The organism is uncultured Streptococcus sp., from assembly GCF_901875575.1.
Lineage (GTDB): Bacteria > Bacillota > Bacilli > Lactobacillales > Streptococcaceae > Streptococcus.
Genome location: NZ_CABFMF010000011.1, coordinates 120617 through 145204, shown reverse-complemented (window position 1 = coordinate 145204; position 24588 = coordinate 120617). Strand labels below are relative to the sequence as shown.

At 39.7% G+C, this 24588-nt stretch carries 23 protein-coding genes; 6 read left to right on the top strand and 17 right to left on the bottom strand.

What is annotated here, in order from left to right:
• Positions 1–76: 76 nt before the first annotated feature.
• The gene (locus tag QZ114_RS03255) at positions 77–622 is read right to left on the bottom strand and encodes an ECF-type riboflavin transporter substrate-binding protein (RefSeq protein WP_268718081.1); all 546 of its coding nucleotides are present in this window, start codon (positions 620–622) and stop codon (positions 77–79) included.
• A gap of 15 nt (positions 623–637) precedes the next feature.
• Positions 638–1486, bottom strand: coding sequence for an S-adenosyl-l-methionine hydroxide adenosyltransferase family protein (locus QZ114_RS03250; protein WP_295499655.1), 849 nt, complete (start codon positions 1484–1486; stop codon positions 638–640).
• Positions 1487–1673: 187 nt separating this feature from the next.
• Between QZ114_RS03250 and trkA the strand changes: the two genes are divergently transcribed.
• Both trkA and QZ114_RS03240 read left to right on the top strand, forming a co-directional pair.
• A complete protein-coding gene (gene trkA, locus QZ114_RS03245) occupies positions 1674–3023 on the top strand; it encodes a Trk system potassium transporter TrkA (RefSeq protein ID WP_295499654.1) in 1350 nt (449 codons plus the stop codon).
• Between the two features lie 3 nt (positions 3024–3026).
• Positions 3027–4466, top strand: a complete 1440-nt coding sequence (locus QZ114_RS03240; RefSeq protein WP_295499653.1) for a TrkH family potassium uptake protein — start codon at positions 3027–3029, stop codon at positions 4464–4466.
• Between the two features lie 296 nt (positions 4467–4762).
• Here the strand turns inward: QZ114_RS03240 and pflB are convergent, their stop codons facing one another.
• Entirely contained in the window at positions 4763–7087 is a 2325-nt protein-coding gene (gene pflB / locus QZ114_RS03235; protein ID WP_295499652.1) for a formate C-acetyltransferase, read from the bottom strand.
• Positions 7088–7325: 238 nt separating this feature from the next.
• Between pflB and dinB the strand changes: the two genes are divergently transcribed.
• Positions 7326–8387 (top strand): DNA polymerase IV, encoded by a 1062-nt coding sequence (gene dinB / locus QZ114_RS03230; protein ID WP_295499651.1) that lies wholly within the window; start codon positions 7326–7328, stop codon positions 8385–8387.
• Positions 8388–8420: 33 nt separating this feature from the next.
• Here the strand turns inward: dinB and QZ114_RS03225 are convergent, their stop codons facing one another.
• Positions 8421–9266, bottom strand: coding sequence for an undecaprenyl-diphosphate phosphatase (locus tag QZ114_RS03225; RefSeq protein ID WP_295499649.1), 846 nt, complete (start codon positions 9264–9266; stop codon positions 8421–8423).
• Between the two features lie 60 nt (positions 9267–9326).
• Positions 9327–11216 (bottom strand): DUF2207 domain-containing protein, encoded by a 1890-nt coding sequence (locus tag QZ114_RS03220; RefSeq protein WP_295499648.1) that lies wholly within the window; start codon positions 11214–11216, stop codon positions 9327–9329.
• A 139-nt stretch (positions 11217–11355) separates the two neighbouring features.
• Here QZ114_RS03220 and QZ114_RS03215 point away from each other — a divergent pair, with 139 nt between their 5' ends.
• Positions 11356–12921 carry an ABC transporter substrate-binding protein/permease gene (locus QZ114_RS03215; protein WP_295499646.1) on the top strand — a complete coding sequence of 522 codons (1566 nt, stop codon included), beginning with the start codon at positions 11356–11358 and terminating at the stop codon, positions 12919–12921.
• Positions 12921–13661 (top strand): amino acid ABC transporter ATP-binding protein, encoded by a 741-nt coding sequence (locus QZ114_RS03210; RefSeq protein WP_295499645.1) that lies wholly within the window; start codon positions 12921–12923, stop codon positions 13659–13661. Before QZ114_RS03215 ends, QZ114_RS03210 begins: the two co-directional genes overlap by 1 nt.
• Positions 13662–13751: 90 nt before the next feature.
• Here the strand turns inward: QZ114_RS03210 and QZ114_RS03205 are convergent, their stop codons facing one another.
• The 12 genes from QZ114_RS03205 to QZ114_RS03150 form a co-directional block, all read right to left on the bottom strand.
• Positions 13752–13967 (bottom strand): hypothetical protein, encoded by a 216-nt coding sequence (locus QZ114_RS03205; protein WP_180833755.1) that lies wholly within the window; start codon positions 13965–13967, stop codon positions 13752–13754.
• An 839-nt stretch (positions 13968–14806) separates the two neighbouring features.
• The gene (ilvA, locus tag QZ114_RS03200; RefSeq protein WP_295499641.1) at positions 14807–16057 is read right to left on the bottom strand and encodes a threonine ammonia-lyase IlvA; all 1251 of its coding nucleotides are present in this window, start codon (positions 16055–16057) and stop codon (positions 14807–14809) included.
• Between the two features lie 48 nt (positions 16058–16105).
• Complete coding sequence (locus QZ114_RS03195) at positions 16106–16462, bottom strand: ketol-acid reductoisomerase (protein WP_295499639.1); 357 nt, start codon at positions 16460–16462, stop codon at positions 16106–16108.
• Between the two features lie 83 nt (positions 16463–16545).
• Entirely contained in the window at positions 16546–17568 is a 1023-nt protein-coding gene (gene ilvC, locus QZ114_RS03190) for a ketol-acid reductoisomerase (RefSeq protein ID WP_000290685.1), read from the bottom strand.
• A gap of 179 nt (positions 17569–17747) precedes the next feature.
• Positions 17748–18224 carry an acetolactate synthase small subunit gene (gene ilvN / locus QZ114_RS03185; protein ID WP_001253810.1) on the bottom strand — a complete coding sequence of 159 codons (477 nt, stop codon included), beginning with the start codon at positions 18222–18224 and terminating at the stop codon, positions 17748–17750.
• Positions 18217–19917, bottom strand: a complete 1701-nt coding sequence (locus QZ114_RS03180) for an acetolactate synthase large subunit (RefSeq protein WP_295499635.1) — start codon at positions 19915–19917, stop codon at positions 18217–18219. Before QZ114_RS03180 ends, ilvN begins: the two co-directional genes overlap by 8 nt.
• Before the next feature lie 191 nt (positions 19918–20108).
• Positions 20109–21776 (bottom strand): DAK2 domain-containing protein, encoded by a 1668-nt coding sequence (locus QZ114_RS03175; RefSeq protein ID WP_295499633.1) that lies wholly within the window; start codon positions 21774–21776, stop codon positions 20109–20111.
• A 2-nt stretch (positions 21777–21778) separates the two neighbouring features.
• The gene (locus QZ114_RS03170; RefSeq protein WP_000216437.1) at positions 21779–22144 is read right to left on the bottom strand and encodes an Asp23/Gls24 family envelope stress response protein; all 366 of its coding nucleotides are present in this window, start codon (positions 22142–22144) and stop codon (positions 21779–21781) included.
• Positions 22145–22299: 155 nt separating this feature from the next.
• Complete coding sequence (rpmB, locus tag QZ114_RS03165; RefSeq protein ID WP_001140948.1) at positions 22300–22488, bottom strand: 50S ribosomal protein L28; 189 nt, start codon at positions 22486–22488, stop codon at positions 22300–22302.
• 105 nt (positions 22489–22593) lie between these two features.
• Positions 22594–23268 (bottom strand): LiaF transmembrane domain-containing protein, encoded by a 675-nt coding sequence (locus tag QZ114_RS03160; protein ID WP_295499630.1) that lies wholly within the window; start codon positions 23266–23268, stop codon positions 22594–22596.
• Positions 23269–23272: 4 nt separating this feature from the next.
• A complete protein-coding gene (locus QZ114_RS03155; protein ID WP_295499628.1) occupies positions 23273–23719 on the bottom strand; it encodes a LytTR family DNA-binding domain-containing protein in 447 nt (148 codons plus the stop codon).
• Between the two features lie 113 nt (positions 23720–23832).
• Positions 23833–24336 (bottom strand): phosphatase PAP2 family protein, encoded by a 504-nt coding sequence (locus QZ114_RS03150; protein WP_295499626.1) that lies wholly within the window; start codon positions 24334–24336, stop codon positions 23833–23835.
• A 35-nt stretch (positions 24337–24371) separates the two neighbouring features.
• Between QZ114_RS03150 and QZ114_RS03145 the strand changes: the two genes are divergently transcribed.
• Positions 24372–24542 carry a hypothetical protein gene (locus tag QZ114_RS03145; protein ID WP_295499624.1) on the top strand — a complete coding sequence of 57 codons (171 nt, stop codon included), beginning with the start codon at positions 24372–24374 and terminating at the stop codon, positions 24540–24542.
• Positions 24543–24588 lie beyond the last annotated feature (46 nt).

Here is a 24588-nt window from a genome sequence, read left to right as displayed (position 1 = left end):
ATTCCTATCCTAGCTTGCTTACCCTACTAGCCTATAAACATCGAAAAAGACCGGTTGCCCAGCCTTTTCCTTTATGTTAATCCTTTTTCAAACTTCCTGAACGAGTCTGCGTACGTGAATAAGCTAGCAAGAGAAGGGTACCTGCGATAGCTACAGTTACAGCATTAGCAATTCCCGCAACAATCCCTTGGGCAAATACTTTTTCTGCCGCTTCTTGATAAATCACAACATCTCCAAGTGGTGCCAAGACACCCCAAACCAGAGCATTTGCGACAATCTGAATGAGGTTAAAGAAGACAATATCCTTCAATTCAAAAATACCCTGAGTTACTCGAATGTATTTTCTAAAGAGTCCTACAGCTAGACCAAAGAGACCACTAGCAATAATCCAAGTCCACCATAGACCGTAGCCAGCAAGAGAGTCCTTCACTGCATGCCCAATTAAACCAACAAGTAATCCCACTAGAGGACCAAAAATGATAGACAAGAGGCTCTGTACCGCATACTGAAGCTGGATGCTTGTATTTGGAACAGGCGTCGGAATGCTGATCATCCCGATGACAACAAAGAGCGCAGCTCCAACACCGATAGCAACAACTTGTTTAATTGATTGATTTTTCATCTATATTCTCCTATTTTATAATTCTATTTTATTTATTTCAATGGTCCAAGATGAACCGACACCCACATTATAGGCCTTGGCAAAGGAACCTTGGTTGATAGCCAGACCTAAACGATAGAGGGAATTGATGTAAAGGATGGGTTGCCCAATTCTCACATCTGCAAATGATTTGCCATAGACAACCTGATTTTGATAGACCAGCATATCAGCGTGATAGATAGTCACTTCAAAACGGTCACCAAATGCTGGTTCCAGCTTGTAAAATTCTTCTCGCGTGATAGAGGTCCAAAGCGAACCAAAACGCACATCCAGAATATCAATAGCTCCCTTCACCAAATGGTCTTCAATGATGGTCTCTACGACTGGAAGCTCCACAATCTGATCCACACTGAGCTCTGGCCCCACTTCCTCAAAACTAATGTGACCACTGGCTAATTTAGCACCAGTATAGGCATAGACATCACGACCGTGGAAAGTATAAGAGTGCTCTGTGTTTTGACGTCTATTGGCCACTTCAGAAATCTCACGAATAGCTACAATACCAACGTGTTTCTTGATAAAAGAAAGAGTCCCATTGTCTGGAGTGACAATGTATTGATTTTTTGCAGTCTTGGCAACCACACTCTTACGTTTCGAGCCGACACCCGGATCGACAACCGATACAAACGTCGTTCCCTCAGGCCAGTAATCCACCGTCTGAAAGAGACGATAGCTCCCCTCAAAAATATTATAAGGCGTGATATCGTGCGTCAAGTGATGAATTTTTAAGGTTGGAGACTCTTCTAAAGCCACTCCAATCATAGCCGATACCGCACCATCAACCAGACCAAAGTCTGATTGTAATACCAGTAAATTATTATTCATTTTATCTCCTTGTATATCCTTTATCATACCATATTTCATAGAAAGGCGCTAATAGCTATTTCAATTGGTTAGGGTATAGTTTTACCTTATAGCAAAATTCCACTAAAAGCTCTTGTTATTAGCAAGTAGGTGCATTTTTTCTTGAAAAAAGGTATGATAGTTACATCATGAAAAAGTAGGTTTTAATATGAAAATTATCCTTGTCGGAGGGGGAAAAGTTGGTTTTGCCCTCTGTCGCTCCTTGGTTGCAGAAAAGCATGATGTTTTGCTGATTGAGCAAAACGAAGCTGTTCTCAATCATATTGTCAGTCGCTTTGATATCATTGGTATCCCTGGTAACGGAGCTGATTTTGCCATTCTTGAGCAAGCCAGCGTCCAAGATTGTGATATCTTTATCGCCCTGACTGAGTACGATGAAGTGAACATGATTGCAGCCGTTCTAGCCAAAAAAATGGGAGCTAAAGAGACCATCGTTCGGGTGCGGAACCCTGAATATTCTAACTCTTATTTCAAGGAAAAGAATATTCTCGGTTTTTCTCTTATCGTTAACCCTGAGCTCCTGGCTGCCCGCGCCATTGCCAATATCATTGACTTTCCCAACGCCCTCTCTGTCGAACGTTTCTTTGGTGGACGGGTCAGCTTGATGGAATTCACTGTTAAATCCTCAAGTGGTCTTTGCCAAATGCCCATTTCTGATTTTCGTAAAAAATTTGGCAATGTTATTGTCTGCGCTATAGAGAGGGATCATCAAATTATCATTCCAAGTGGTGACATGACTGTACAGGATAAAGATAGAATCTTTGTCACTGGTAACCGTGTTGACATGATGCTTTTCCATAATTATTTCAAGTCTCGTGCCGTGAAGAGCCTTCTTATTGTTGGAGCTGGTAGAATTGCCTATTATCTACTAGGTATCCTCAAAGACAGTCGTATCGATACTAAGGTTATTGAAATCAATCCTGAAATCGCTAGCTTCTTTAGCGAGAAGTTTCCAAATCTTCATATCGTTCAAGGAGATGGTACTGCAAAAGATATCCTGCTAGAAGAAAGTGCTCAACACTATGATGCCGTTGCGACTCTAACAGGGGTCGATGAAGAAAATCTGATTACTTCTATGTTCCTTGACAGGGTAGGTGTACAGAAAAACATCACTAAGGTCAATCGTACCAGTCTCCTCGAAATTATCCATGCACCTGATTTTTCAAGTATCATCACACCTAAAAGCATCGCTGTAGATACAATCATGCACTTTATTCGTGGTCGGGTTAATGCCCAGTATTCAGATCTTCAGGCCATGCACCATCTAGCCAATGGCCAAATCGAAACCCTACAATTCCATATCAAGGAAGCCAATAAAATGACTTCCAAACCTCTTTCTCAACTCAAACTGAAAAAAGGGGTTCTCATAGCAGCCATCATTCGAAAAGGCAAGACTATTTTCCCTACTGGGGAGGATATGTTGGAAGTTGGAGACAAGCTCCTAGTAACAACCTTGTTGCCGAATATCACTAAGATTTATGACTTGATCGCGAGGTAAGAGATGAATAAAAGTATGATTCGTTACCTCCTTTCAAAGTTACTTTTGATTGAAGCTGTTCTCCTCTTGGTTCCTGTTGCGATTGCTGTCTATTACCGTGAATCGAGCCAAGTCTTTACAGCCCTCTTTACAACGATTGGGATTCTCGTATTACTAGGCGGTTCAGGAATTTTACAAAAGCCAAAAAATCAACGGATTTATGCCAAGGAGGGAATCTTGATTGTGGCCCTCTGTTGGATCCTTTGGTCTTTCTTTGGAGGTCTCCCCTTTGTTTTTGCTAAGCAAATTTCCAGCGTTATCGATGCCTTTTTTGAAATTAGCTCTGGCTTTACAACTACTGGAGCAACTATTCTGAACGACGTTTCGGTCCTCAGTCGCTCCCTCCTCTTCTGGCGAAGTTTTACCCACTTGATTGGAGGGATGGGAGTGCTTGTTTTTGCACTTGCTATTATGGACAATGCCAAGAATAGCCACCTAGAAGTGATGAAGGCTGAGGTTCCTGGTCCCGTCTTCGGTAAGGTTGTATCCAAACTCAAAAACACTGCCCAGATTCTCTATCTCCTTTATCTAGCTCTCTTCTCCCTCTTTGTCATCATCTATTATCTAGCCGGTATGCCTCTCTACGATAGTTTTGTCATTGCTATGGGTACAGCAGGTACAGGAGGATTTACCGTCTATAACGACGGAATTGCCCACTATGGTAGCTCACTGATTACCTATCTGGTTAGTATCGGAGTTCTGGTTTTTGGGGTAAATTTCAACCTTTACTACTACCTCATGCTCCGTCGCGTTAAAGCTTTCTTTGGAGATGAAGAACTTCGAGCTTACTTGGTCATTGTACTGCTTTCTACAGGCTTGATTAGTCTCAATACCCTCTATCTCTATCCAGGATTTTCAAAGAGTTTTGAAATGGCCTTCTTCCAGGTTTCCAATATCATTACAACGACTGGTTTTGGTTACGGAGACATTACCAACTGGCCCCTCTTCTCCCAGTTTATCCTCCTCTTCCTCATGGGAATCGGTGGTTCTGCTGGTTCAACCGCAGGTGGACTCAAGGTTATTCGAGGCCTCATCCTTTCAAAAATTGCCAAAAACCAAATTTTGTCAATTCTATCGCCCCACCGTGTTTTGACCCTCCATGTTAATAAAACGGTGATTGATAAGGATACTCAGCACAAAATTCTCAAATATTTTGTCATTTATATTATGATTTCACTATCACTCATTTTTATTATTAGCCTTGACAGCAATGACTTCCTAGTCGTTACTAGTGCTGTCTTTAGCTGTTTCAACAATATCGGCCCTATCTTAGGAACTACTTCTAGTTTTTCAATCTTTAGCCCTCTCTCAAAACTCCTCCTTTCATTCGCTATGATTGCAGGTCGTTTAGAGATATATCCCATCCTACTTCTCTTTATGAAGCGGACATGGTCCAAGAGATAAAATACAACCACACCTTGTATCTTACAAAGTGTGGTGTTTTAATTTCAGATCACCTTCCAGAATTCAACGAACTCTTTTTAAACCAAGTTAGACACTTCAGAGACTGACTGAGGTTTACACTCAATAAAAATCAAAGAGCAAACCGGAAAGCAAGGCACAGAGTTCTCAAAGCACTTCTGTAACTCAGCAGATAAAACTGACGTGGTTTGAAGAAATTTTGTCAGAGTATAAGAATCAAAAAAACAACCCTCAGTCGACTGACCGAGGGTTCCTTATTTCATTATTCAAGAACTTGATTAGTTCAACGCATCCAAGGCATCATCCATAGAAAGAACTTCGTGGAAGACACGTTGTGTCAATTCAGTTTTTTGTTCTGGAGTGAGGTATTTAGTGTTTACACAGTATCCAGAGATACGTACGATAACATCTTCACCAGACATAATCTTTTCGTAAACATCGTTCAAGTCCATAACGTTCAAGTTAACGTGTTGTCCACCGTTTTCAAAGTAACCATCAAGGATTGTTACCAAGTTATCAACTTGTTCGTCACGAGTCTTACCAAGAGCACGTGGTGAAACTTGAGTAGTCAATGAGATACCGTCAGCCGCATAACCAAAGTCAAGACTAGAAAGTGAGTTCAAGTTTTGCAACCATCCACCTTTAGCTTTGTTAGATGGGTTAGCACCTGGTGAGAAGAATTCAAGTTTAGACAAGTTCACAGAACCATCTTCGTTAAGATATACACCTTTATGGACTGGTGAGTTACCAGTTTGTTTAGAGTAAGCAACGTTAGATGTGATAGTCAAAAGTGAAACTGTAGCTTCTGCATCTTTGTAAAGTTTGTGGCTACGTAGACGAGTTGTATAAGCTTCAATCAACCATTCTGCCAATTCGTTTGAACGAGGATCATCTTCACCCCAACGTGGGTATTCACCGATTGTTTCGTAATCGTAGATGTAGCCATTTTCATCACGGATTGGTTTAACTGTAGCGTATTTGATAGCTGACAATGTATCAACAGTGTTAGCAAATCCACAGATACCGAATCCCATGTTAGCACGTTGTTTAGTTGGCAAGAATGCCATTTGAACAGCTTCGTAGTTGTACTTATCAGTCATGTAGTGGATGATATTCAAAGCATCTACATAAGTGTCAGTCAACCAGTCAAGAGATTTTTCAAAGTTAGCTTTAACTGATTCGAATTCAAGAACTTCATCACGGATAGGATCGATGTCAAATACTTTGTAATCTTTATGAACATCGTCGTAACCACCGTTCAAACCAGTAAGAAGGGCTTTCAATACGTTTACGCGAGCACCGAAGTACTGGATGTTGTGACGTTGTTCTTCGTTTTCTGGGTCAAGTGGTGATACACAGCATGAGATACAGCTCATTTCACCGTATCCGTCTTTAGCCATTGTTGTAACACCTTCGTATTGGATAGAAGAGTGTTTGTGGCTCATGTGCATACAGTAGCGACGGAAGTTGTATGGCAATTTATCAGTCCAAAGAACTGTCAAGTTTGGTTCTGGTGAGTTACCGATGTTGTCAAGAGTGTTCAAGAAACGGTAGTCCATCTTAGTAACACGGTGACGACCGTCGTTACCCATACCAGCCATAGAAGTTGTGATGAAAGTTGGGTCACCTGAGTACAATTGGTCGTAAGCTTTTGTACGAGCAAATTTAACTGTACGAAGTTTCATAACAAAATCATCAACGAATTCTTGGATTTCTGATTCAGTAAATGTACCACGAGCAAGGTCACGTTCAGCAAAGATATCCAATACGATTGGCACACGTCCTAGAGATGTAGCAGCACCGTTGATAACACGGCAGACAGCCATGAAGGCAATGTTAACCCATTGGATAGCTTCTTTAGTGTTCATCGCTGGTTTGCGAACGTCAACTCCGTAAAGATCACCTAAGCGTACAACTTGTTGTAATGCTTGATATTGAAGGTTGATTTCTTCACGAAGACGGATTGTTTCTTCATCGATTTCTTCGATTGCATTCCAATCGTTTACTTTTTCTTGCATCAAGTAGTCTGCACCGTAAAGAGCAAGACGAGCGTAAACACCGATGATACGTCCACGTGAGTATGCATCTGGAAGACCAGTTACAGTGTGTGCGTGACGAGCGCGACGGATGTTTGAAGTGTAAGCACGGAAGATACCGTCGTTAACTGTTGTTACGTATTTAGTGAAGATTTCGTGAACAGCTGGGTCTGGTTCATATCCATTTTCTTTCAAAGTAGTTTCAGCCATACGGATACCACCTCTTGGCATGAAGTTCAATTTGAAGAGTTCATCGTTTTGGATACCATAGATAACTTCGTTTTCTTTGTCGATAAATCCTGCTGGGATATCAGCGATAGATGTTGGACGAGTGTCCATTGGGAAACGAGTTTCTTCGTAGTGAGCTTTAGTTTCTTCTACAATTTTTTTGATGTGAAGTGAGCGTTCAGTTGGTCCTGCAAGGAAGCTTTCGTCTCCATCGTAAGGCGTGTAGTTAGCTTGAACAAAGCGTGAAATGCTTACTTTTTCCTTCCAATCTACGCCTTTGAAGCCTTCCCAAGCTTTATCAAAAATATCTTGAGCTTCAACAACTGTTTTAACAACCATGTTAGTGTCCTCTTTTTTCTTTCTAGTAACAGCTATCTGTTACATTTATGAGTTAAGTATACCATACAGTAAACGATTTCAACAAGAGTAAAATCCCTATTTTCACACTTTCTTTTCTAAAACAGAATGTTTTTTCAAGATAAACTGTATTATATTTTTGAAAAACAAAACCTGATTTTCCTTTTTTTCAGAAAAAAGGATATAATAAAAGGAAATAAATACTTAAAAGGAGTTATACATGCTGGTTTTTCCTTTGTTAAATGATTTGTCCAGAAAAATCATCCACATTGACATGGATGCTTTTTTTGCTGCTGTAGAAATTCGAGACAATCCTAAATTAAAAGGTAAACCAGTCATCATCGGAAGTGATCCAAGAGAAACTGGTGGCCGTGGAGTCGTTGCAACCTGTAGTTATGAAGCTAGATCTTTCGGTATTCACTCTGCCATGAGTTCGAAAGAGGCTTACGAACGCTGTCCTCAAGCTATTTTTATCTCAGGAAATTATGAAAAATATAAGACAGTGGGACTTCAGATTCGAGAGATCTTTAAACGTTATACAGATATCATCGAACCAGTTAGTATTGACGAAGCTTATTTAGACGTGACAGAAAATAAACTAGGTATTAAATCGGCAGTTAAAATCGCTCGTCTCATTCAAGAGGATATCTGGCAAGAACTTCATCTAACTGCTTCTGCCGGTGTTTCCTACAACAAATTCTTAGCTAAAATGGCTAGCGATTATCAAAAACCACATGGTCTGACAGTGATTCTACCTGAGCATGCTGAGGATTTTCTCAAACAAATGGACGTGGCCAAGTTTCACGGAGTAGGAAAAAAGACGGTGGAACGTCTTCATCAAATGGGCATTTTTACTGGCGCTGATCTATTTGAAATTCCTGAAATAACCCTAATAGACCGCTTTGGCAGACTGGGCTACGACCTTTATCGAAAGGCTCGTGGTATTCACAACTCTCCAGTTAAATCAAATCGCATCCGTAAATCCATCGGGAAGGAGAAAACCTATGGGAAGATTCTCCGTGCCGAGGAAGACATCAAAAAAGAGCTGACTCTCCTATCAGAAAGAGTCGCTCTCAATCTCAGCCAACAAGAAAAATCTGGAAAAATTGTCATTTTGAAAATCCGCTACGAGGACTTTTCAACTCTTACTAAACGAAAAAGTTTAGCTCAAAAAACACAGAATGCTAGTCAGATAAGCCAAATAGCCCTGCAACTCTATGAAGAGTTAAACGGTAAAGAAAGAGGTGTCCGCCTGTTGGGGATTACCGTGACTGGATTTTAAAACCTTGAAGAGTCTGACCCTTCAAGGTTTTTCTTATATAAATAAACGAACAAAGCTATAAAGTAGCAAGACACCACCAAGCACGATACGGTATTTACCAAAAAGGGTAAAGTCGTGTTTTTTCACATAGCTGGTCAAGAAACGAATAGCGATCATGCTGACTGCAAAGGCTACTCCCATCGCAACCAAGAGCAAGAACAATTGCCCAAAGCTCAAGAGTTGTCCCGCTTTTACAAATTTGAAAATCTTTAAGGCACTAGCTCCAAACATAACAGGAATTCCAAGATAGAAGGTAAATTCCGTTACAACAGAACGACTGGTTCCATTCAATAAACCACCGACAATCGTTGCCCCAGAACGACTAGTTCCTGGTAAAAGGGCAAGAACTTGGAAGAGTCCGATATAGAAGGCTGTAGTATAAGGAAGCTTGTCTAACTCTGTTACACTTGGCTCGATAGCACGCGCTTTATTGCGCTTTTCCAAATAGATAAAGGCAATTCCATAGATAATCAACATGAGAGCAACTGAAACCATGTTATGGAAGTGGGTATCAAACCAATCATCAAATTTAAAGACAGCAAGCAAAGGTAAAGTAGCTACAAGAACTTTAGACCACAATTGCCAAGTCTTACGAACTTCCTGCTTGTCTTTAGTCGATTTGAAAGGATTGAGCTTATTAAAGTAAATCACCATGACCGCTAAAATCGCACCAAGCTGAATCACAACATTAAACATGGATATAAAGGCTTCATTTTGATTTTGATATTGGATAAATTCCTCTGCTAAAATCAAGTGGCCTGTACTGGAAATTGGCAACCATTCCGTAATTCCTTCCACAATCCCGAAGAAGATAGATTTTAAAATTTCAATAAGATACATAGATTACTCCTTTTTCTATCTTCCATTATAGCATACTTTTTCAGTCTATAGCACTTCTCTTTAAAAGGCACCGATACTGCCACCTCCACCGCCTCCAGAGAAGCCACCGCCAGAACTTCCACTTCCAGAAGATACGGAGTAGGTACTTGCTGTATTTGCGACACTAGCATAATGGCTCATTTGTGCTGTTGAATCATAAAACATACTGTGCCAGCCATAAGCTACATAGAGGTTGATATCTGGATTTTCTACTTGGATGTGATGCACCTTCATTAAATGACTGACCTTTTCCGCATAGCCAAATAAGGTCGCATAGACCAAGAGGCGATTCCAGACCACAATACTTTCCAGCTCAGCCTGATCCAATCGTGCAATCTCACGCAACATATTTTCAAAACTGGTCCAGAGATAGTAGACTTCTGCCCCTGCTTCATTTAGGACACCATCACGATTATCTAATCGAAGCTTCCAATAATAGAAAACAGCCAAAACCAAACCTAGAAAACCAAGTATTAGCAAAGGAAGGTAAAAATAAGCATGAACATCTAAACTGTACAAGAACAAACCAAATCCGATAAATAGGGGTAGGATAGTAGAGAATCCCATACCCACTTGCAAGGCCTTTTCCCCACCAGTTAAAGATCGATAGTAATCTGGGAGCCCCCAGAAGGAAACTCGATTTCTCACTCCTTCTTGCATCTCTTTTAATACTGCTTCGAAAGAAGATTTGAGCTGAATCCCTCTTGCTTGAATCCGTTTTTCATCGGCAGATTTGGCTCCGCGATAAAGACTCTCAGATACCTTGTAATCCGCAAACAAGTTGGAAAGAGTTGTTTCTTTTTTGCCTGAAAAGGCCAGATTTAGGCAGTCTTTCTCAAAATTTGACAAACCATCTTCTTTTACCAGTCTTAAGCCAACTGCATCTCCCTCTGAAATAATAGAGACATTCCCACGATCTATCACATCTAACAAGGTAGCTTGAATAAGTTGGTCAAAGGTGAATTTTCCTGCTCCTTTGGTTAGAGGACTTACTTCCTCCAAAGAGGTCGAGTAGACAGCCTCTGATAAAACCATAGGCTCTAATTCCATTGGTGGTTCATAGAGACGATGATCTTTGGCATATTTAACTGAAGAAGTGGTCTTTCTTCTATAAATAAAATAGAAGAAAACACTCAATAACAAGGAGATGGAAAGTATGGAAGGGAAGACCCAAGTAAGGAGTTGTTTACTCTGATTCTTTTCTTTAACAATCGAGTCTTCTATCTTATTAAACTCTTCTAAACGATTTCCTTTCAAGCCCTGATCCCTAGCGCTAGCAAAATCGGCCCGAGGCCAGTAGGCATGCAATTCAACCCCACGCTTAGCCGGAAGATTGTCCAAACGAATAGTATAATCAAGGTTACTCTTTTCAATCGTTCCCTCTCTAAAAAGTTTCCCTGTATGGAAAAAGAGTTTTTCAGCCCCCTTCTCTCCCCTTACATGAAATTCAAACTTTCCAATAGCCCCTGAACTATCTGTTAAAGGTTGCCAATTTAATTCAGCGATGTCATCATATAGGAAAAGTAAATTTTTTAAGTTCCAGGTGAGATCAACTTCAACTATGTCGCCCTCCTGACCCGGATTGTAGACTTTCACAGTATAACCATCCGCTTCTTCTGTCACTTCGCTTGTAACATCTGTCAGTTCAGCACCATTTTTCGATGCCTGAACCTTTGGATGAGAATCAATGGCAAATCCGCTAGGCATCTTGCCAGCACGTCCAAGTCCCACGATTTGGCCCTTAAAGTCCTCCTCAAACTGGTAAACTATCTTCTGTCTAAATTCTGCTGTATTGTCTGCATGAATATACAAATCCCCTTGATAAGAGTTTATCTTGAAATCAATGGCAAAAACAGAGAATGGCAGAAGGCAAAACAAGCCTAACACTAGTAAGAAAAAAGTTTTTTTCATCAACTAAGCCCCCCTTTTTATCTTTGCTATCATTATATCATTTTTTCATAAGTAAAGGCTTACCTATATTGAAAAATAGAGTTTTTTTCGATAAAATAGGAGACAGTTATTTTTTAATAGATTAGAAATAGGAGAAAACATGAAAAAAATATACTTATCTATTTTTGCAAGTCTCTTACTGACGTTAGGGCTTGTCAATGTTGTTCAAGCCGATGAATATTTACGCATCGGTATGGAAGCGGCGTATGCCCCATTTAACTGGACACAGGATGATGATAGCAATGGTGCTGTCAAAATCGATGGAACTAACCAATATGCCAACGGCTACGATGTTCAAATTGCCAAAAAAATCGCCAAAGATTTAGGGAAAGAACCCTTAGTAGTCAAAACTAAATGGGAAGGTCTCGTCCCAGCTCTTACTTCTGGAAAAATCGATATGATTATTGCAGGTATGAGCCCAACCGCTGAACGTAAAAAAGAAATTGCTTTTTCAAGCAGTTACTACACTAGTGTGCCTGTTCTTCTGGTAAAAAAAGATTCCACCTATGCAAATGCAAAAAGTCTAAACGATTTTAACGGTGCTAAAATCACATCCCAACAAGGTGTTTACCTCTATGACTTGATTGCTCAAATTACGGGTGCAAAAAAAGAAACAGCAATGGGGGACTTCGCTCAGATGCGCCAAGCTCTTGAAGCTGGAGTCATTGATGCCTATGTATCAGAACGCCCTGAGGCTTTGACAGCAGAAGCAGCTAACTCTAAGTTTAAAATGATCCAAGTAGAACCAGGATTCCAAACTGGAGAGGAAGATACTGCTATTGCCATCGGCCTTCGCAAGGATGACAGCCGCATTTCTCAAATCAATTCTAGCATTGAAACAATCTCTAAGGATGAGCAAGTTTCCCTGATGGATCGTATGATTAAAGAGCAACCTGCCGAAGCTACAACAACTGAAGAAACTAGCAGTAGCTTCTTTAGCCAAGTTGCTAAAATTCTTTCTGAGAACTGGCAACAACTCTTGCGTGGTGCTGGTATCACTCTTTTAATCTCTATCATCGGAACCATTACTGGCCTCATTATTGGTCTTGCTATTGGTGTCTTCCGAACAGCACCTCTATCAGAAAATAAAGCTATCTATGGACTACAAAAGTTCTTCAGTTGGATTCTTAACGTCTACATTGAAATCTTCCGTGGGACACCAATGATTGTTCAATCCATGGTCATCTACTATGGTACTGCCCAAGCTTTTGGCATCAATCTTGACCGTACACTGGCTGCTATTTTCATCGTTTCAATTAACACAGGTGCCTACATGACTGAGATTGTCCGTGGTGGTATCTTGGCTGTTGACAAGGGGCAATTTGAGGCTGCAACTGCTCTTGGTATGACACATAATCAAACCATGCGTAAGATTGTCCTACCTCAAGTAGTTCGAAATATCTTACCAGCAACTGGTAATGAGTTTGTCATCAATATCAAAGATACTTCAGTATTGAACGTTATCTCTGTTGTCGAGCTTTATTTCTCAGGAAATACCGTCGCAACTCAAACCTACCAATATTTCCAAACATTTACAATCATTGCTGTAATCTACTTTATTCTTACCTTCACCGTAACACGTATCTTGCGCTTCATTGAGCGCCGTATGGATATGGATACTTATACTACAGGTGCTAACCAAATGCAAACGGAGGATTTGAAATAATGAAACAACCAATTCTTGAAATCAAACACCTCAAAAAATCTTATGGACAAAATGAAGTTTTAAAAGATATCTCTCTGACTATCCACAAGGGAGAGGTTATCTCCATCATCGGAAGCTCTGGAAGCGGAAAATCAACTTTTTTACGTTCTATCAACTTACTTGAAACTCCTACTGATGGAGAAATCCTCTACCAAGGTAGCAACGTATTAGAAAAAGGTTATGACCTTACCCAGTACCGTGAAAAGTTGGGAATGGTTTTCCAATCTTTTAACCTCTTTGAAAATCTCAACGTTCTTGAAAACACAATCGTCGCTCAGACAACAGTTCTTAAACGCGAACGCGCAGAAGCTGAAAAAATTGCCAAAGAAAACCTTGAAAAAGTCGGTATGGGGGAACGCTACTGGCAGGCAAAACCCAAACAACTCTCAGGTGGTCAAAAACAACGTGTAGCAATCGCTCGTGCCCTCTCAATGAATCCAGACGCTATTCTCTTTGATGAACCAACATCTGCTCTCGATCCAGAAATGGTTGGAGAAGTCCTTAAAATCATGCAGGACCTTGCTCAAGAAGGCTTGACCATGATCGTCGTAACACATGAAATGGAATTTGCCCGTGATGTATCACACCGTGTCATCTTTATGGATAAGGGCGTAATTGCGGAGGAAGGAAATCCAGAAGATCTCTTTACCAATCCCAAAGAAGAACGTACAAAAGAATTTCTCCAACGCTATCTTAAATAATAGTAAAAGACTGCATGATTCATGCAGTCTTTTACTATACCTAAAAATGAAAAGGCAGATTCCCATTAGGATTCCGCCGTTATCCAAAGATTAATCTTCAAATTTTTCATGATTTTTTTCGTAGAAATCAATTAAACCTAGAGCTGTTTCAAATGAAATATTTTTTACCTTCGCACGCCCCTGCGCTAGAGCAATGATAGACATTTCACGCGCATTCGTTTCTTTAGAGATACGGTAGCCTGTGATTTTCTTATCACGAACCCAGCCAACAACTGTTTCTACTTTTTCAAAGTTTGACTTAGCCATGTTCTTCTCCTATTTTCTTCTTTACGATATTTAATTGTATACGTTTTTATGTGTTTTGTCAATAAAAAAACATATATTCAATAAAATAAATGGTTTAGAATTTCCTTACTATCTTTTTAAAGCCGATAATATATAGGTTTTTTCTTGCTAAAAACCATTAGCAAATACTTTAAAATAATTGTATTATTAACTCTTTTTTATGTAAATTTATTCATGTATATTAAATACCAGTTCATAACTAAGCTAGACAGGTTCTATCTCTCAGTTCATTAATTATCTTCCTCTTCAAATCGACAAGTCCATTAGAGACAGTTGTCAGCCTATACTATCTCCAAAAAATTTCTTTTCTTTCTCCTTTTAGTCTTGCTTTCCTGTCTTCAAGTAAAATTTATCATTTGTACAACTGGTACTTTTTATTTACTTTATCAAGTTTTACTATTTCCCATACGCCTTCTACAACTACTGACTATACCTTTGTTATAGTAAAGATTGAAAAATTTTATATACTTCTCATCTGACAATAGTACTTTGATCACTCACTTAATTCAAAACGATTCATTCATAATTACTGATTATTTTTTCGAATATCTATTATATTTAGTCTAATTTATGATTACCTATATATAAACCCAAGTATTCTAAAAAATCTCCTTATATATAGCAAATCTAATTTTTGGAATAATATATTCTGAATCAAAAAATAATAGGTGTTATAATGAGTTGTCGGAAAAACAGCACGATTGATTTCCTAAGTCCATAGGAATCGCCCCCTTTCTTCACCCTCATTATAACACCGTTACATCAGTTATGCAAATAATATGATATTTTTTTATTAGTCCTCAGACAAGCATATTATAGAGCGTTTCATTCCCATTTAAGTTAATATAAGCAGGATCAAATCCTTCCATTCGACGAATCAATCCTGCATAATCATGCTTATCTGCCAAAGCGATTCCAATCAATACTGGACCTGTCCCCTTACTAGCTCGTTTGATATATTCAAAACGTGTGATATCATCATTTGGCCCTAAGATATCATTTACAAATTCACGCAAAGCTCCTGGACGCTGTGGAAAATTCACCACAAAGTAATGCTTGATACCATCATAAATCAAGGCACGCTCTTCCATTTCTGGCATACGGTTGATATCATTATTTCCTCCAGAAATGATACAACAGATTGTTTTCCCTTTGATATAATCAGACAAGACCTCTAAAGATGCAATACTAGTAGCTCCAGCAGGCTCAGCAACAATCCCTTGCTTAGAGTAGAGGTCAATCAAGGTTTCAGAAATCAATCCCTCATCAACACCTACCAAAGTTTGAACATGTTGACGAGTTGCCTCATAGGTCAACTGTCCCACCTTTTGTACAGCAATCCCATCTGCAAATTTATCAATTTCTTTGAGTTTAACAGGCCCACCAGCATCAAAGGCAGCCTTCATGGAACGGGCTCCATTTGCTTCTACACCAATGACTTCAATTTCTGGATTTGTTTCCTTGATATAAGTTGAAACCCCAGCAATGAGACCACCACCTCCAACAGGAACTAAGACAGCATCAAAATCAATCGATTCTTTCCTAGCTTCTTCTAAAATCTCATAAGCAACTGTACCTTGACCTGCTTGAACATTGATATCATCAAAGGGATCAATAAAAGTACGATTTTCAGACACTGTGAAATCTTGAGCTGCTTTAGCAGATGCATCGAAGGTATCGCCAATCAATTTGATAGTGACAAAGTTCCCACCAAAAAAGCGAACCTGACCAATTTTTTGTTGTGGCGTAGTAATGGGCATAAAGATAGTAGCAGGAATTTTCATTTCATTACAGGTATAGGCTACTCCCTGCGCATGATTTCCCGCAGAAGCGCAGACTACCCCACGCTCACGCTCTTCCTTGCTGAGCTGGGAAATGGCATAATAGGCACCACGAATTTTAAAGGAACGAACACGTTGAGCATTTTCCTTTTTCAAATAAATCTTAGCACCATACTTCTCCGATAAATAATGGTCATAATCAAGCGGTGTATTAACGACAACACCATTCAAAACCTTGTGAGCCTTGATTATATCTTTTGAACTTAACATACAAAACCTCTTTTTCTATAAAAAACAGTCACTAATGACTGTTTTTAGTTATTCATCTCCGAAAACTTCAGCAACACTTTCATGATATGTATGAGCCATACGAATTGAAAACTCTTTAGGAAGTTCATAACGATTTGTGGAAATCCAATCATATAACCATTCTGCCAAACTTTCTTCACTATCATTACGATGGAAGATAAAATAGTTTAAAATTTCTTTATATTCTACATCATTCAAATCCAAGGTGTCTACAAATTGACTACGAGGAACAAAATCAGAATCTAATTTTCTTAGTTGATCTGTCAATTCTCCCAATTGTAAATCCAACTGAAAAAATAATTTTTGCAGTTGCCTATCAGTTTCATCACATCCTGTCTTGATAGAAAACAAATTGGTAATATTCATATGATTTCAACCCCTAAATAAGTACAACTAATATCCCACGAATAGCTGAAGCTAAAGTTTTCGCAAAATTCTTTGCTCTCTAATTAGTTATAGATTTTGAATGCATCATCGTCGTTTTTACCAACGAATGGCATTGCTTTACGCAATTCTGCACCAACTTTTTCAATTTCAAGATTGGCTGCTTGTTCACGGTAAGCAGTCAATTTTGGACGGCCAGCTTTATAGTCATTTACAAAGTCATTTGCAAAAGTACCATTTTGGATATCTGCCAATACAGCTTTCATGTTTTCTTTAACTTGCTCAGTAATCACACGTGGACCTGATACATAGTCACCGTACTCAGCAGTATTTGAAATAGATTGACGCATTTTCTTGAATCCACCTTCATAAATCAAATCAACGATCAATTTCATTTCGTGAAGAACTTCAAAGTAAGCCAATTCTGGAGCATAACCTGCTTCTGTCAAGACTTCAAAACCTGCTTCGATAAGGGCAGTCAAACCACCACAAAGTACAGCTTGTTCACCAAACAAATCTTCTTCAGTTTCTTCTTTGTATGTTGTTTCAAGAAGACCAACACGAGCCGCACCAACTCCTTTACACCAGTCCATGGCAATGTTTTTCGCATTTCCTGTTGCATCTTGGTATACTGCATAAAGAGCTGGAACACCAAATCCTTCTTCGTAAGTACGGCGTACCAAATGTCCAGGTCCTTTAGGAGCACACATGAAGACATCTACATCTGCAGGAACTTTGATAAATTCAAAGTGAATGTTGAAACCATGGGCAAATCCAACTGCATTACCAGCTTCCAAGTTTGGAGCGATTTCTGCCTCGTAAAGTTCTTGTTGAATTTCATCTGGCGCCAAAATCATGATAACATCAGCTAATTTAGTAGCTTCTGCTACTGTATAAGTGTCAAATCCATCTTCCTTTGCTTTATCAAAAGATTTACCTGGACGTACACCGATAATAACGTCACGACCTGAATCACGCAAGTTTTGAGCATGGGCATGACCTTGTGATCCATAACCGATAACGGCGATTTTTTTACCGTCAAGTGCTGCTACTTTAACATCTTTTTCGTATTCCATTTGAACTGCCATTGTTTTTCTCTCTTTTCTATTATTTATTGTCTTTTAGGCTGGTTTAACAAATTTAAGTTGGATTTTTATACTCAATGAAAATCAAAGTGCAAACTAGGAAGCTAGCCGCAGGTTGCTCAAAACACTGTTTTGAGGTTGCAGATAGAGTTGACGTAGTTTGAAGAGATTTTCGAAGAGTATTAATCGCGGGTAAATCCAGTTGCACCCGTACGAGCAATATTTCGAATACCATAAGGTCGAATAACTCGTAATAGAGCCTCGCTCTTTTCAGCATTCCCAGTCATCTGAATGGTAATTGAGCTCGGTGCCACATCTACCACTGTTGCACGGAATGGTTGAATAATGGCTAAAATTTCTGCCCGTTTTTCAGCTGGGGCTGAAACCTTGACCAAAATAACCTCACGCTCCAAATGGGGTTTGTCTGTAATATCTCGAATGCGAATCACATCAATCTGGCGATTGAGTTGCTTGATGATTTGCTCCACTTCATCGTGAGAAGCTACATCAATAATAATGGTAATACGTGATACATTTGGATCTTCTGTAATTCCAACTGAGATGCTCTCAATATTAACCTGACGACGAGACAAGACTCCTGTAAAGCGGTTAAGAACACCTGAACGATTCTGTAGTTTAGCTGTTAACATTCTACGCATGGAATTTCACCCCCAACATCTCATGATTACTCTTGCCAGCTGGTACCATTGGTAAAACTTGCTCCTTACGAGAAATATCAACTTCAATTAGCATTGGGATATCCTCAGTTATAACCTTAAGATCCTCTTCTAGAGTCTCAGGATTATCAAACTTATAGTTTTTAATTCCATAAGCCTGTGCCATCAGCTGAAAGTCAGGAAGGACATCAAAAACAGATTCTGAAGTTCTACCTTCATAGAAAGCTTCCTGCCACTGGCGAACCATCCCAAGCGAGTGATTGTTGAGAATCACAACCTTGATTGGAACCTTATAAATGTTCAGAATCGCCAATTCTTGGTTGGTCATTTGAAAACCACCATCACCAACAAACAAGACAACTTCCTTGTCAGGATTCGCAATTTTAGCTCCAATTGCTGCTGGGATCCCAAAGCCCATGGTTCCCAAACCACCTGATGTAACCAACTGACGTTCATTTTGATATGGATAATACTGGGCTGTCCACATCTGATGTTGCCCAACATCTGTGACAACAATGGCATCTCCCTTGGTCAACTCACCAATTCGCTCAATAACGGCTTGAGGTTGAACGACTCGTTCTTTCTTATCATAAGAACGAACACGCTCTTTATCTTTTGTGACTTTTTCAATCCACTTTTCAGTATTGTTATGAACTGTCGGTTCTGCTAGTAGCATTTGCAAGGCCTTCTTAGCATCACCAACAACTGGGATATCCACATTGATAATCTTTCCAATCTCTGCTGGATCAATATCAATATGGGCAACCTTAGCATTTTTAGCAAAGGTCTTAGGATTTCCAGTTAAACGATCATCAAAACGGGAACCAATATTAATCATAAAATCTGCTTCAGTCATGGCAATGTTAGCTGCAAATGAGCCATGCATCCCTCCCATTCCAAGGAAAAGAGGATGACTAGTTGCAATTGTTCCCTGACCTAAAAGACTCGTCACAACGGGAATTTGATAGCGCTCTGCAAATTCATTTAATTCTGCAGCAGCTTCTGCATAACTAATTCCACCACCTGCTAGTAATACCGGTTTTTTAGCCTTTGATAGTTGCTTCAGGATTTTCTTAATCTGCATATCATTAGGCTCAAGAGTCGGTTGATAACTTGGTAAATTTACCTCAGGTGAATAAATGAAGTCAGTCTCTAAAGCAGAAACATCTTTAGGAAGGTCGATGACGACCGGTCCTGGTCGGCCTGTTGTAGCAATATGCACTGCCTCCGTCACAATTCGAGGAATATCTGCCGTCTCACGTACCTGATAGTTGTATTTGGTGATTGGCATGGTAATCCCGACAATATCCGCTTCTTGAAAAGCGTCTTTCCCAATTCCAGCTCGAGCTACCTGACCTGTAAAGACCAAAAGGGGAACGCTATCACTCATGGCATCAGCAATCCCTGTAATGGCATTTGTTGCTCCCGGTCCACTTGTGACGACAGCAACACCCAACTTTCCAGTTGATTTGGCGTAACCCTCAGCTGAATGTAAACAACCCTGCTCATGGCGACCTAAAATATGTCGAATGCCTTTAAAGCTATATATTGCATCGTAAAAAGGCAAGACTGCACCACCAGGATAACCAAAAATGGTATCAACTCCCAAATCACGAAGTGTTTCCAATACTAGGTCAGACCCCGTCTTAGGAGATTCTAAACTGATTTTCTCCATTATTCCCCTTTCTTTTCTCTTAAAAATAACTTGTTACTATCATACCATTTTTTCAAAAATTTTCAAGATAAAAGAAGAAATTTTCTGAATTTTCTATTTTAACGTTTGTTTATGAATAATATTTTTATATGAAATATACCATTTTTTTCTTAAAATACAAAAAGAACTGATTTCTCAGTTCTTCATTCATCTTATTCTACACTAAATAGGTATGGGTAAACAGGTTGTTGTCCTTGGTGAATTTCGACCTCTACATCTTCAAACTCTTCAGCGATTTCTTGAGCAATTTCATTGGCAAGTTCTTCGCTTCCGTCTTCACCGACATAGAAGGTTACGATTTCACTATCTTCGTCTAACATATGTTTCAATGTTTCTGTCAAGGTTTGGTGCATATCAGGATTTGATACGAGGATTTTCCCATCCACCATTCCAAGATTGTCATTTTCATGGATTTCTAAGCCATCGATAGTTGTATCACGAACCGCTGTTGTAACACTTCCGCTGACTACATCACTAAGGGCTACTGTCATACGTTCTTTGTTTTCTTCGATTGACTTACTTGGGTCAAAGGCAAGAAGACTTGTCAAGCCTTGTGGCAAAGTACGAGTTTCAACAACTACTGCTGGTTGATCTAAAACTTCTGCAGCAGATTGGGCTGCCATAAAGATATTCTTATTGTTTGGTAAGAAGATAATGTTTCGAGCATTGACCTGTTCAACAGCCTTGATAAAGTCCTCTGTCGAAGGGTTCATGGTTTGCCCACCTTCGATGACATAATCCACACCTTGGGCACGGAAGATATCTGCCAAGCCTTGACCAGCCACTACGGCAATGAGAGCAAATTCTTTTTCCTCAGTAAGTTGACTAACTTGAGATGCTTCCTTTTCAACTTGCGCTTCATGTTGGTTACGCATGTTGTCCACTTTTACCTTGACCAAGCTACCATATTTAAGACCCTCTTGCATGACCAAACCTGGGTCTTCTGTATGAATATGAACTTTAACGATTTCATCGTCATTAACAACAAGGAGTGAATCTCCAAGCTCGTTCAAATAGTTACGGAATTCCTCATAATCAAAATCTTTGATATAAGTTGGTCCATGCTTAAGAGCTACCATAATCTCTGTACAATAACCAAAAGTAATGTCCTCAGTTGCCACATGACCAGCTACAGACTTATGATGTTCTGCATTGATCATTTCGCTCATGTTGGCTGGAGTAGCTACAAAGTCCTCAGAAGCGCTGAATTCGCCAGTAAGTGCCGAAAGGAATCCTTCATAGATAAAGACCAAACCTTGACCACCTGAATCTACCACTCCAACTTCCTTGAGAACTGGAAGCATGTCTGGTGTTTTAGCAAGGGCTGTTTTAGCACCTTCTAAAGCAGCACGCATGACTTCAACTGCGTCATCTGTCTGCTCTGCCTTCTTCTTAGCACCAATAGCAGCACCACGAGAAACTGTCAAAATAGTTCCTTCAACTGGTTTCATAACAGCCTTGTAGGCTACTTCAACACCTGATTGGAAAGCAAGGGCCAAATCTTGACCATCCAACTCTTCTTTGTCCTTAATAGCTTGTGAAAATCCGCGGAAAAGCTGAGAAGTGATAACACCTGAGTTTCCACGCGCACCCATCAAAAGCCCTTTGGCAAGAATGCTGCCTACCTCTCCAACTGTAGAAGCCGGCTTGTCTGCCACTTCCTTAGCACCATTTTCGATGGTCATTCCCATATTTGTCCCGGTATCTCCATCTGGAACTGGAAAGACGTTTAATGAATTGACATATTCAGCTTGCTTATTCAAGCGAATTGATGCTGCCTGCACCATTTCCTGAAATAAGCTGGTAGTAATTTTTGACACGTTTATTCTCCTACAACTTTGATATTTTGAATGTAGACATTTACAGTCTGAGCAGTAATTCCAAGCTGGTTTTCCAAACTAAAACGAACACGCTCTTGAATGTTTTTTGACACTTCGCTAATCTTTGTTCCGTAGCTCAACACGGTATATACATCAACTGCAATACTGCCATCTTCGGCCGCTTTTACGACGACACCTTTGGAATAATTTTCCTTACCTAGAAGGGCTTGGAAATTATCTTTGAGGGCATTTTTACTAGCCATACCGACCACACCAAAAATCTCAGTTGCTGCTCCACCTACGACGGTTGCAATCACTTCATCTGTTAGTTCGATTTGACCATCTTTTGTATTAATTTTTACAGTCATCCTTTTTACCTCAACTAGTTGATACTCTATTTTATCATATTTCAGCCCAAGTGTAAAAGCAGAATACTGTATCAGCGGATATTTACTCTATTTTTCAAATGATTTTATATCTACAGTAAAAGAAAAAAGACCCTAAGGTCTCCTTACTTCTATTATCAAACGCGTTCAACTTTACCTGATTTCAAAGCACGAGCTGAAGCCCAAACTTTTTTAGGTTTACCATCGATAAGAACAGTAACTTTTTGAAGGTTTGGTTTTACGGCACGTTTTGTTTGGTTCATCGCGTGTGAACGGTTGTTTCCTGATACAGTCTTACGACCTGTAAAGTAACATACTTTAGCCATTGTGTTTTCCTCCTATTAGATCTAATATAGCGGATGTGCTAGCACCACATACCGTACTATGTTATCACACTTTCTTCATTTTTGCAAGGGAATTGGAAGATTTTTTTATTTAACGTAGACAATTCCTAACTTCCCAAAGGCCACTTCCCCGCGAATAATCAAGGTTTTGCTGGTTGGGCCTACAGGAGCGTCCGCCTTGGCTGCACCAAAGGATGTTTCTACTTTCAAATCTACACGCCAGTGTTGCGGAACATAGACAGTTGCATTACCAAAAGCGACTTCAATATTTAAAGTTGCAAAATCACCCAACATCTCTGCATTGTCATAGTAGATTTTTGCATTTCCAAAAGCAACTTCTACTTGGTCGTCTACAAGATCTTGATCTTGTTTATAGAAAGTCCCACTTCCAAAAGCAACTTCCTTGTCTGTCAGAATGGTCTTTTCACCATCATACCACCATTTTTTCCCATTCCAAAACTTACTTGAGTGAGTGAGATAGCCAACACCTAGCACTGCTAAGATACTAGCCCAAAATAAAGACTGATTTGGGATAGGCAAAATATTATAAAAATGATTTGCAATCATTAAGGCTACTAGAGCGGTAAAAACTGCTGATGTCAGGTGACGACGAAGCAAAGCCTCAACTGATTGGTAGGCAAAAAATCCAATACCAATCAAAGGCCAAATGTGCCCTCCCAGAGAAGGGATTCCAAAATTCCCCTGCAATAACACTAAAGCTGCCAAAATAAGCAACACAATACCAAATGCTTTCTTTTTCATGTTCTTACCTCATGTTTCTTAGATTTTCTTTTAGGAGGGATTGGTAATGCCGTGACACATGAACCTCCTTATGAGTCTGATAAAAGGAAATGGTGCCCGTTCCTGAAAAGGACTTGTCCACCGAATAGATTTGCTGAATATTAGCGATAGTTGACTTGGATACCCGACTAAAATAACGAGGAAGGATAGCCTCTAACTCATAGAGTTTAAGCCGAACCTCGTAGGCATCTTTCTGGGTATGGGCATAAATCTTGCTACCTTCCGTCTCAAAGAAGAGAATTTCCAACAAGTCCAGATAATATTCGCCCGTCCCCTTGTAAAAAATCAATCTAGGAGACTTGAACTCTTGCAAGAGACGCTGCAAATCCGCAATCTCATCTGTCAAAGCCGCTGCCTTGATGACAATTTCAGTTTCCTCTAAATTGCTGTCAATTTCGATTCGTAACTTCATTCCATCTCCTTTCTGACTCTACTATATCAAAGGAAAAATAAGAAAACAAGAGCAAAAAAGCAAGTGGTTACTTTAGACCCGTAAGTGGTTGTAAGGCTACCTTAACTTACAGGTCAACATAGAAAGAAAATCACACCCCACACAAGACCACAAATATAACCAACCACTACATCCTTGGGAAAATGCACACCCCCTAAGACTCTCACTAGACCGAGGAGAGCTGACAAGACCAACAAGATAACCCCTACAGATAAACTAGCATGCAAGCAAGCCATGGAAATAATGGTTGCTGAGAAGACATGACGACTGGGCATAGACTGACCAGGACTATCCCTGTCAAGCAAGGGTTTAATCCCCCATTCCTCATAAGGTCTAGGAGCATTGATTTTCTTACGAAAAAGGGATAAAATCACAAAACCTGATGCAGGTACAAACACATAGATCAAGGCCTGTTCCCCAAGTCCTTCTTGGAGATAGGTAGTGGCTAACAAGGTTAGATAAACTATAGGCATAACTACTGTCATAAACCGATTAAAAATTCTTAACAAAGTCAGAAAGAAAGGCTTAGTCTCAATATTACCAGCAACGTGGTCATACCATTCTTGATAATTTTTCATATATTTTCTCATCACTTACTCAAATTTTATACTCAATGAAAATCAAAGAGCAAACTAGCAAGCTAGTCGCAGACTGCTCAAAGCACTGCTTTGAGGTTGTAAATAAGACTGACGGAGTCAGCTCAAAATACTATTTTGAGGTTGCAGATAGAACTGACGGAGTCAGTAACATATACCTACCGCAAGGCGAAGCTGACGCGGTTTGAAGAGATTTTCGAAGAGTATTGCTTGCAAGCAAGCACTTGTCTTCTA

Excerpts from the sequence above, each read along its gene's own strand:
- QZ114_RS03255 (WP_268718081.1), bottom strand. The coding sequence starts at position 622 with ATGAAAAATCAATCAATTAAACAAGTTGTTGCTATCGGTGTTGGAGCT.
- QZ114_RS03250 (WP_295499655.1), bottom strand. The coding sequence starts at position 1,486 with ATGAATAATAATTTACTGGTATTACAATCAGACTTTGGTCTGGTTGAT.
- trkA (WP_295499654.1), top strand. The coding sequence starts at position 1,674 with ATGAAAATTATCCTTGTCGGAGGGGGAAAAGTTGGTTTTGCCCTCTGT.
- QZ114_RS03240 (WP_295499653.1), top strand. The coding sequence starts at position 3,027 with ATGAATAAAAGTATGATTCGTTACCTCCTTTCAAAGTTACTTTTGATT.
- pflB (WP_295499652.1), bottom strand. The coding sequence starts at position 7,087 with ATGGTTGTTAAAACAGTTGTTGAAGCTCAAGATATTTTTGATAAAGCT.
- dinB (WP_295499651.1), top strand. The coding sequence starts at position 7,326 with ATGCTGGTTTTTCCTTTGTTAAATGATTTGTCCAGAAAAATCATCCAC.
- QZ114_RS03225 (WP_295499649.1), bottom strand. The coding sequence starts at position 9,266 with ATGTATCTTATTGAAATTTTAAAATCTATCTTCTTCGGGATTGTGGAA.
- QZ114_RS03220 (WP_295499648.1), bottom strand. The coding sequence starts at position 11,216 with ATGAAAAAAACTTTTTTCTTACTAGTGTTAGGCTTGTTTTGCCTTCTG.
- QZ114_RS03215 (WP_295499646.1), top strand. The coding sequence starts at position 11,356 with ATGAAAAAAATATACTTATCTATTTTTGCAAGTCTCTTACTGACGTTA.
- QZ114_RS03210 (WP_295499645.1), top strand. The coding sequence starts at position 12,921 with ATGAAACAACCAATTCTTGAAATCAAACACCTCAAAAAATCTTATGGA.
- QZ114_RS03205 (WP_180833755.1), bottom strand. The coding sequence starts at position 13,967 with ATGGCTAAGTCAAACTTTGAAAAAGTAGAAACAGTTGTTGGCTGGGTT.
- ilvA (WP_295499641.1), bottom strand. The coding sequence starts at position 16,057 with ATGTTAAGTTCAAAAGATATAATCAAGGCTCACAAGGTTTTGAATGGT.
- QZ114_RS03195 (WP_295499639.1), bottom strand. The coding sequence starts at position 16,462 with ATGAATATTACCAATTTGTTTTCTATCAAGACAGGATGTGATGAAACT.
- ilvC (WP_000290685.1), bottom strand. The coding sequence starts at position 17,568 with ATGGCAGTTCAAATGGAATACGAAAAAGATGTTAAAGTAGCAGCACTT.
- ilvN (WP_001253810.1), bottom strand. The coding sequence starts at position 18,224 with ATGCGTAGAATGTTAACAGCTAAACTACAGAATCGTTCAGGTGTTCTT.
- QZ114_RS03180 (WP_295499635.1), bottom strand. The coding sequence starts at position 19,917 with ATGGAGAAAATCAGTTTAGAATCTCCTAAGACGGGGTCTGACCTAGTA.
- QZ114_RS03170 (WP_000216437.1), bottom strand. The coding sequence starts at position 22,144 with ATGACTGTAAAAATTAATACAAAAGATGGTCAAATCGAACTAACAGAT.
- rpmB (WP_001140948.1), bottom strand. The coding sequence starts at position 22,488 with ATGGCTAAAGTATGTTACTTTACAGGTCGTAAGACTGTATCAGGAAAC.
- QZ114_RS03160 (WP_295499630.1), bottom strand. The coding sequence starts at position 23,268 with ATGAAAAAGAAAGCATTTGGTATTGTGTTGCTTATTTTGGCAGCTTTA.
- QZ114_RS03155 (WP_295499628.1), bottom strand. The coding sequence starts at position 23,719 with ATGAAGTTACGAATCGAAATTGACAGCAATTTAGAGGAAACTGAAATT.
- QZ114_RS03150 (WP_295499626.1), bottom strand. The coding sequence starts at position 24,336 with ATGAAAAATTATCAAGAATGGTATGACCACGTTGCTGGTAATATTGAG.
- QZ114_RS03145 (WP_295499624.1), top strand. The coding sequence starts at position 24,372 with ATGAAAATCAAAGAGCAAACTAGCAAGCTAGTCGCAGACTGCTCAAAG.